At 64.6% G+C, this 7,816-nt stretch carries 8 protein-coding genes; 3 read left to right on the forward strand and 5 right to left on the reverse strand.

Features of this window, described 5'->3' with window-relative positions; genetic code table 11:
• Positions 1-55 precede the first annotated feature (55 nt).
• Entirely contained in the window at positions 56-949 is an 894-nt protein-coding gene (locus tag EN932_RS04545; RefSeq protein ID WP_064994250.1) for a formate dehydrogenase accessory sulfurtransferase FdhD, read from the forward strand.
• The gene (mobA, locus tag EN932_RS04550; protein WP_164753851.1) at positions 939-1,580 is read left to right on the forward strand and encodes a molybdenum cofactor guanylyltransferase MobA; all 642 of its coding nucleotides are present in this window, start codon (positions 939-941) and stop codon (positions 1,578-1,580) included. Before EN932_RS04545 ends, mobA begins: the two co-directional genes overlap by 11 nt.
• Here the strand turns inward: mobA and EN932_RS04555 are convergent.
• Genes EN932_RS04555 through EN932_RS04575 form a run of 5 tightly spaced genes read right to left on the reverse strand, consistent with a single transcriptional unit; the run spans position 1,564 to position 6,963 of the window.
• A complete protein-coding gene (locus EN932_RS04555) occupies positions 1,564-3,513 on the reverse strand; it encodes a molybdopterin biosynthesis protein (protein ID WP_127371677.1) in 1,950 nt (649 codons plus the stop codon). The genes mobA and EN932_RS04555 overlap by 17 nt on opposite strands.
• 13 nt (positions 3,514-3,526) lie before the next feature.
• Positions 3,527-4,693 (reverse strand): molybdopterin-binding protein, encoded by a 1,167-nt coding sequence (locus EN932_RS04560; protein ID WP_318014165.1) that lies wholly within the window; start codon positions 4,691-4,693, stop codon positions 3,527-3,529.
• A 3-nt stretch (positions 4,694-4,696) separates the two neighbouring features.
• The gene (locus EN932_RS04565; protein WP_128368748.1) at positions 4,697-5,524 is read right to left on the reverse strand and encodes an extracellular solute-binding protein; all 828 of its coding nucleotides are present in this window, start codon (positions 5,522-5,524) and stop codon (positions 4,697-4,699) included.
• Between the two features lie 20 nt (positions 5,525-5,544).
• Positions 5,545-6,267 carry an ATP-binding cassette domain-containing protein gene (locus EN932_RS04570; protein WP_064994246.1) on the reverse strand — a complete coding sequence of 241 codons (723 nt, stop codon included), beginning with the start codon at positions 6,265-6,267 and terminating at the stop codon, positions 5,545-5,547.
• A 3-nt stretch (positions 6,268-6,270) separates the two neighbouring features.
• A complete protein-coding gene (locus EN932_RS04575) occupies positions 6,271-6,963 on the reverse strand; it encodes an ABC transporter permease (RefSeq protein WP_064994245.1) in 693 nt (230 codons plus the stop codon).
• Positions 6,964-7,058: 95 nt separating this feature from the next.
• Here EN932_RS04575 and EN932_RS04580 point away from each other — a divergent pair.
• The coding region (locus EN932_RS04580; RefSeq protein ID WP_128368750.1) for a helix-turn-helix transcriptional regulator at positions 7,059-7,816 on the forward strand (758 nt) is incomplete at its 3' end.

A 7,816-nucleotide genomic window follows, 5' to 3' on the forward strand; every position in this document is an offset into this window, starting at 1 on the left:
AAGATACATCAGGCCAGAGCAGTGGCGAGCCAGAATACGACGTCAGGAGACTGCCATGCATTTGATGAGACGCCAACCCGAACACGCCATCATCACACCCGACCCGCAAGACCGACGGCTGACCGAGTTGGTCGCGGGCGTCGACCATACAGGCGCGACGGTGGAGGTCCGCGTACCGATAGAACGTGCCCTGACGCTCTATCTCAACGCGCAGGAGATCGTCACCATGATGACGGTCAACGATTACCCTGAATATCTTGCGCTTGGCTATCTGCTGAACCAGAACATGCTTCTGCCTGACGACGTGGTGACGGATGTCGAGTATGACGAAGACCTGCAGGTCGTGGTCGTTCGCACCGAGCGCAACACCGACTACGAGCAGAAGCTCAGAAAGCGGACGCAGACCTCGGGTTGCGCCCAAGGCACTGCGTTCGGCGACGTGTTGGAGGCGATCGAGGACATCACACTTCCGCCCGCTGAGCTTCGCACCTCCTGGCTCTACGAGCTGACGCGCAAGATCAACACCACGCCGTCGCTCTATCTGGAAGCAGGCGCGATTCATGGCTGCGTCCTTTGCAGGGAGGGCACGCCAATCTGCTATATGGAGGACGTCGGGCGCCATAACGCCGTCGACAAGATCGCTGGCTGGATGTACCGCCACACCGTCGATCCGGCAGACAAGATCATCTACACGACCGGGCGGCTGACCTCCGAGATGACGATCAAGACGGTGCGGATGGGCATTCCGATATTGATCTCGCGCTCCGGCTTCACAGCCTGGGGCGTGGCGCTGGCCCGCCAGGTGGGGCTGACGCTGGTCGGCCGGGCGCGCGGCAAGCGCTTCACCGTGCTTTCGGGCCAGGAGCGGATCGTCTTCGACCAGGACCTCGCTTCGGTCGGTGAGGAAGCGCCGCGCCACCGCCGCAAGGGTGCCGAGCATGACGACTGAGGGAACCGTAACGCTGGGCGTGGTGCTCGCCGGCGGTCTGGGTCGGCGCATGGGCGGCGGAGACAAGCCGACGCGTGTGATCGGCGGACGAACGATGCTTGAGCATGTCATCGAACGGCTAGCGCCGCAATGCGACGGGCTCGTTCTTAACGCCAATGGCGACCCCGCTCGCTTCGCCCGCTTTGGCCTGCCCGTTGCCGCCGACACGATCGAGAGCTATCCGGGACCTCTTGCCGGCATACTCGCCGCACTCGATTGGACGGCGGGGAACAGGCCGGGTGTAGAATGGGTGGTCAGCGCTGCCGGCGATTGTCCCTTCCTGCCGAGCGACCTCGTTGCACGCCTCCAGCAGGCGCGCATCACAGAGAAAGCAGACTTGGCGGTGGCGGCATCCGGCGGCCAGGCGCATCCGGTCATCGGGCTCTGGAAAGTCGCGCTGCGGGATGAATTGCGGCATGCGTTGACCAACGAGGGTCTCCGCAAGATTGACCGGTGGACCGCCCGCCAGCGCCTTGCCACCGTATCCTGGCCCGTCGAGCCGGTGGACCCGTTCTTCAACGCCAACACGGTCGAGGATCTTGCCGAAGCTGAGCGCCTGGCCGCGTTGCTTTCTGCTAACCCGGCCGGCTGAACCCAGCGCGCTCCAGGCCCAGAAGGACCTCGTCGGTCCGGAGAGCCTCGAGGAATGCGTGCACCGAAGGCCGTTCCTTTCGCGCAGAGATCATTGCGAAGTCGTAGTGCTCTTCGGTCAGCACGATAAAACCGAGCCCCGCCGCACGCGCGACGGGCGCGATGGTGACACCCCAGTCGGCGCGCTCTTGCGCCACCGCCGCGGCGACGGCATTGTGCGAGCGCGGCTGATTCCAGTAGCCGTCCGGGCGTTCCACGCCGAGGAGCTGGTCGATCAGGATGCGCGTTCCCGAGCCTTGGTTGCGGTTGACCATCATGCAATCGCGGTCGGCGAGCGCCGCACGGACCGCCTCCTCCGCGCCGAGGCCCTCGAAACGCTCGTCCCCTTGGCGGAATACCAAACCTTGCATGCGCCGCCAGCCTGGCACGAGTTCGAGACCGTCACCGAGGAAAGGCGCGTTGTAAATCCGCGTCTTCGGGTCGAAGAGATGGATGGGGGCGAGATCGCACTCGCCGCGCTTGGCCGCTGCAAGACCGCCCAGGCTTCCCACAGGCAGCGAGCGCACCGAAATCCCGCGGCGCGAAAGTTCGCCAACGACTAGATCGAGGCCGACGCAATGACTGCCGATGACGACGAGGTCGGGAACGCGGACCCGCGGCGTGAACAGCGTCACCGCCACGTCGGCACCGGCAGGCACGTGATCGGCGAGTGCCTCGATGCGGATGAAGCCGTCCGCCTGGGTAAAGGATGTTATCGCTCCCGAGCCCTTGCCGGTCGGATAGGCCGTCAATCCTCCCTGCCCTTGCACAAGGGAAACCATGGCGAATTCGGTCCGCCCGAGTTCGGAAGGAATCCGCAACGGAAGGCTTGCGGTGACCTGAGTATCGACGCGCGGCGGCAGCCCCGCCATGCGCCGCAGGGCGGGTACCACCATGTCATGGAAGGTGAACATGGCCGAGGTCGGAAATCCCGGCAGGATGATGACCGGCTTGCCCTCGCACACAGCCAGGCAAAGTGGCTTTCCGGGTTTCAGTGCCACGCCGTGGGCGATGATACCGGGCTTGCCCAGTCGGCCGATAATGCGATGCGTGACATCCCCTGCCCCTTTGGACGTGCCGCCCGACAGGATCAGCACGTCGTGGGCGGCGAGCGCCTCGCGCATAGCCTTCTCAAGTTTCGCCTCGTCGTCGGGAAAGGCGCCGAGAAAATGCGCCTCGCCGCCATTTTCAGTGACAGCCGCAGCGATGATCGGGCCGTTGGCATCATAGATGCCGGCCGGTCGCAACGGCTCGCCCGGCTGAACGAGTTCATCGCCCGTGGAGATCACGGCCACGCGTGGCCTGCGAGCCACTGTCAGCTGTGCGATTCCGCAGGCAGCGAGCATGCCGATCTCGCGCGAGCCGATTTCGGTTCCGGCACGCAGCAAGACTTCTCCTCGCGCCATGTCCGATCCCGCGTTGGAGATAAACTGGCCGGGCGAGATGCTGCGGGCCACCTCAATGGCACTCAACCCGGCGGGATGGGTGTGCTCCACCATGACGATCGCGTCCGCGCCGCGGGGCAGCGGTCCGCCGGTTGCGATGGACGTGGCGGTTCCGGTCAGAACGGGCAACTGCGGAACCGTGCCGCAGGCAATCGCTTCCGCATTGAGCGCAAGCCGAACGGGACGCGGTTCAGAGGCGACGGCGAGGTCGGCTGCACGCACCGCGAAGCCGTCGACATTTGAGCGGTCGAACGGCGGCACGTCGACCGGCGCTGCGACGTCCTCGGCAAGAACCAGCCCCAGCGCGTTGGCCAGCGTCCGCTTCTCGGTCGGTAGTGGGCGGGGAAACAGCTCGGCCTCGAAGCGCGCCAGTGCAGCTTCGCGCGATAGTATGGTCAGGAACTGCTCCTGGCCGCTGTTCTGCTGGGCCGATGTTGGAGAATGCGTCATGGCGGAACACCGATCAAAAGTTGCGGAGCGGAACGGCGGCGACAGGCGTGCCGGCGGCATACCCCTCGCTATCGTCAGGAACTGCAAGCCAGGCGTCGGCAAGACGCATGGCGTCCAGCGAAAAGTCGCCGACAGCGAGCGGTGTCCACACATCCCGCTCCTTTGCGAGCAGAACGATCTCGCAAAGCCCGACCGCGGATGAAATTTTCCGCGAGAGTGGCAAGATAATGCCGGACCGTTCAGATCTGCCCGACAGGCGGTCCAAGACTGGCTGGACGAGTGCAAGGAACCCCGCGAAAGCCTGTTGCGGCGATCCGGCCAATGCGACGATCGGTGTCTTGCCGAGCCGCCCTATCGCCGTTGTCCCCCCGGGCCGCAGAGCAATGCCATGCGCGAGCAGAACCCGGCGCCGCGCGAGAGCCTCGGCGGTCACATCGGCGCAGCCATCGCCAGTACCGCCGATCAGGAGCAGCAAATCGCAGGACTCGCCATCAAGAGCGGCAGCGATCGCTGTCGCGTCACGCTCGACGGCCTCTATTTCGGCAATCGAAGCTCCAGAGGCACCCAGGCTCTCGACCACGAGCCGCAGGGAGAATGTCTCGTGGCTCTCGGCAGAGACGTCGATCGCACGCACGCACGGAATCCGTACGGCAAGTTGGCTCAATCCCACTTTGCGAGCGACCAGCAGGTCAGCGACGCCGATTGTCTTTCCTTCAAATGTTGGCGGGCGGTTCGCCGCCATGTCCTCGCCCATCCGGCGCACACCCTGGCCAGGCGCGGCTTCAGATGCCGCCTGGATCACCGGTCCATCGCAATCGATAAGACCGGCCTGCAGCACACAGTCACGATTTCCAGGCATGGCATCGCCCGTCTCCACCCAGAGGGGCGGGGTCGGCAATGCTACTGGCGAATAGGCCGACGCTCCCACGAGATCAAAGGCGCGACACGCCCAGCCGTCGATGGCAGCGATATCGCGCGCAGGCTGCGCCGGCACGACAGCCGGCATCCCGGCAGCCACGCGCCCAAGAGCCTCATCGAGCGGAACCAGGCAGGTGGCTACGGGCATCACACCGTCGAGCAGCCCTGCGAGCGCCTTGTCAAGGGTGGTGAGCGCGCCTGTCGGAGAAAGTGTTCTCGTCATGGCCCGATAGTGAAGCAGACCCGAGCCGGTTTGCAACAAGCTTCAGGAACGCTCGTGCTGCGCGTTTGGGAAGAAGAGCCGTTGGCCGTCGATTTTGTACTCGCTGATCGCCTTCTGCCCCTCCGCAGAGATCAGCCAATTGATGAAGCGCTGGCCGGCCTCCGCTTTGACACTTGGATGCTTCCGCGGATTCACCAGCATGACGCCATACTGGTTGAACAGCCGCTTGTCACCCTCGACGGCAATGCCCAACTCGCCCCGATTCTTGAATGACAGCCAGGTACCACGATCGGAAAGCGTATAAGCGTTCATGGCGGCCGCGGCGTTGAGCGCCGCTCCCATGCCCTGGCCGATCTCCTTGTACCAGGTGCCCTTGGCCGCCTCGATGTCGATGCCGGCCGTTTTCCACAGACTCAATTCGGCCGAGTGGGTGCCAGACCTGTCGCCGCGCGATACGAAGGCCGCTTTCTTGGCTTCGATGGCGATCAGCGCGGCTGCGGTATCCTTGGTCCCGCTGACGCCTGCTGGGTCGCTCTTGGGCCCCACGAGGACGAAGTCGTTGTACATCACGTCGAAGCGCTTCACCCCGAACCCTTCCTCGATGAACTTCTCCTCCTGCGCCTTGGCATGGACAAAGACCACATCGGCATCGCCGCGCCGACCGGTGTCGAGCGCCTGACCGGTGCCCTGAGCGACAACCTTCACGCCGATGCCGGTCTTCTTCTCGAACAGCGGCAGGATGTGGTCAAACAGCCCAGAATCCTGCGTCGAGGTCGTTGACGCCACAACTATCGACTGCTCCTGGGCAGGCGCGCCGCTCGCGAGCATCAGAAGCACCACAAGCGCACAGAACATTCGGCGGGTCAGCATCTCAATCTCCGTCCGGTTGATTAAAGCACGAGTTCGCCGCGCACGAAGGCAGCCGCTTGCCGAGTCGCGGGACGATCCAGAAAATCGCCGGCAACGGCATGCTCGCAAACACGCCCCCGGACAAGAAAGACGACGTCTCCAGCGATCCTGCGCACTTGGCCGAGATGGTGCGAGGCCATGATGATCTTCGTGCCCGATTGGGCAGCCGTGATGATGATCTGCTCAACAAAACGCGTCGCCGCCGGATCGAGGCTGGCTGTCGGCTCGTCGAGCAGCAGGATCTCGGGCTGGCGCGCCAGTGCGCGAGCGAGCGCCAGCCGCTGCTGCTCCCCGCCTGACAAATGCCGTGCCGGACGTGCCGCCAGATCGAGAAGACCCACGCGGTCGAGCAGTTCCTCCGTGCGCGCCGCGCGAAGCCGACGCGGACAGCCGGCCGTAGCCAGGCCGTAGGCGACATTCGCGGCCACCGAGCGCCGCAGCATCACAGGCTTCTGGAACAGGATCGCACGCCGCGTCTTCGGGGAGAGGGTCCGACCGCCCCAAGTCAGGGTTCCGGCCGAAGGTACAGTAAGCCCCATGCAAAGCCGCAACAGGGAGGTCTTGCCCGACCCGTTTGGGCCGACGATCACCGTCGGCGCATGTGGCCCGATCGTCAGGTTCACCCGCTGGAGTATGGTCGTCGCGCCAGCGATAAGCGACACGTCATCGAAGACAAGTGGAAGATCGCTCTGAGCGGCCCGCATCCCCTAGCCCGCCCGTTGCTCGGACCACACCCTCACGCCCCAGGCGGCCGCGTTGATCAGCAGGATAAGAAAAATCAGAATCAGGCCGAGTCCGATGGCGAGCGGCAGATTTCCCTTTGAAGTTTCAAGTGCGATTGCCGTCGTCATGGTGCGGGTGAAGCCATCGATGTTGCCGCCGACGATCATGACGGTGCCAACCTCGGCCGCCGCCCTGCCGAAGCCCGCGAGCAGAGCAGTGACGAGGCTGAAGCGGCCGTCCCACAAAAGCGTCGCGACCAGGCCCACCGGCCCGACCTCCATCGCGTTCAGTTCCTCGCGATATTCGCGCCACAGATCCTCGACCGTCTGGCGGGTCAGAGCGGCGATGATGGGCAACACCAGCAGCGCCTGCGCGCAGACCATGGCGGCGGGCGTGAACAAAAGACCGAACTCGCCCAGCGGCCCGGATCGCGATAGCAGCAGATAGACGGTCAGCCCGACCACCACCGGCGGCAGGCCCATGAAACCGTTCAGCACCACGACGATCGCCGAACGACCTGGAAAGCGCGAGAGCGCGATAATTGCGCCAAGCGGCAGGCCGGCGACCATGGCAATCGCGACAGCCGAAAGGCTGACCGCGAGCGACAGGCGCACGATGGCAAACAGCGTCGCGTCACCGCTCGCGATCAGTTGCCATGCGCCCAGCCCTTCCGACATTGCTCCTCGCAATCCTGTCCAGCGCCAATGTCCTGCAACTCTTCCGCCAGAGTCAAATTCTTGAACCGGCACAGAAATATGCATATCAATGCAGGATGGAATTTCTGACGACATCTGAAGCCGCCGACTATCTGCGCATTGGCGAACGCAAGCTTTACGAACTGATTGCGCAGGAGCGCCTCCCCTGCAGCAAGGTGGCCGGCAAATGGCTGTTTCCCCGACATGAACTCGACCATTGGGTCATGTCGGGACTGGTCCGGCCCGGAGGAATGATTCAATCCGACCCGCCGCCGATTGTCGGTGGCAGCCAGGATGATCTGCTCGAATGGAGCCTGCGTCAGTCGGGCTCCGGCCTGGCCTTTCTGACAGAAGGCACGGAAGCCGGCGTGACACGCCTGCTGCGCGGCGAGGTGTCTGTCGCCGCGATCCATTTCCACAGCGACGACCCGGACCCGAATGTCGCCGCGATTGCGACGAGGCCGCGGCTGTACGATGCGGTGCTGGTCGGATTCGCCCGCCGCGAGCAGGGCCTGCTGCTGGCGCCAGGCAATCCGAAATCGCTCAACAAGTTGACCGACGTACTTGCGACCGGCGCGCGCATTGCGGTCCGTCAACGCGGCGCAGGCGCGGACATGCTGCTCGCTTTGTTGCTGACGGATGCCGGCGCGAGCCACGGCGAGGTCAACCGACTGGAGCCCCCCTGCCTTACCGGTCCCGAGCTTGCAGCCGCCGTGCGCACCGGACGGGCCGATTGCGGAATCGCCACCCGCGCCGCCGCCTGCGCCGCCGGCCTCGATTTCGTGTCACTGGCCTGGGAAAGCTTCGACCTGCTGATGCGGCAGCGGACCTACTT

The sequence above is a fragment of the Mesorhizobium sp. M7A.F.Ca.US.002.01.1.1 genome (genome assembly GCF_004022955.1).
Lineage (GTDB): Bacteria > Pseudomonadota > Alphaproteobacteria > Rhizobiales > Rhizobiaceae > Mesorhizobium > Mesorhizobium ciceri.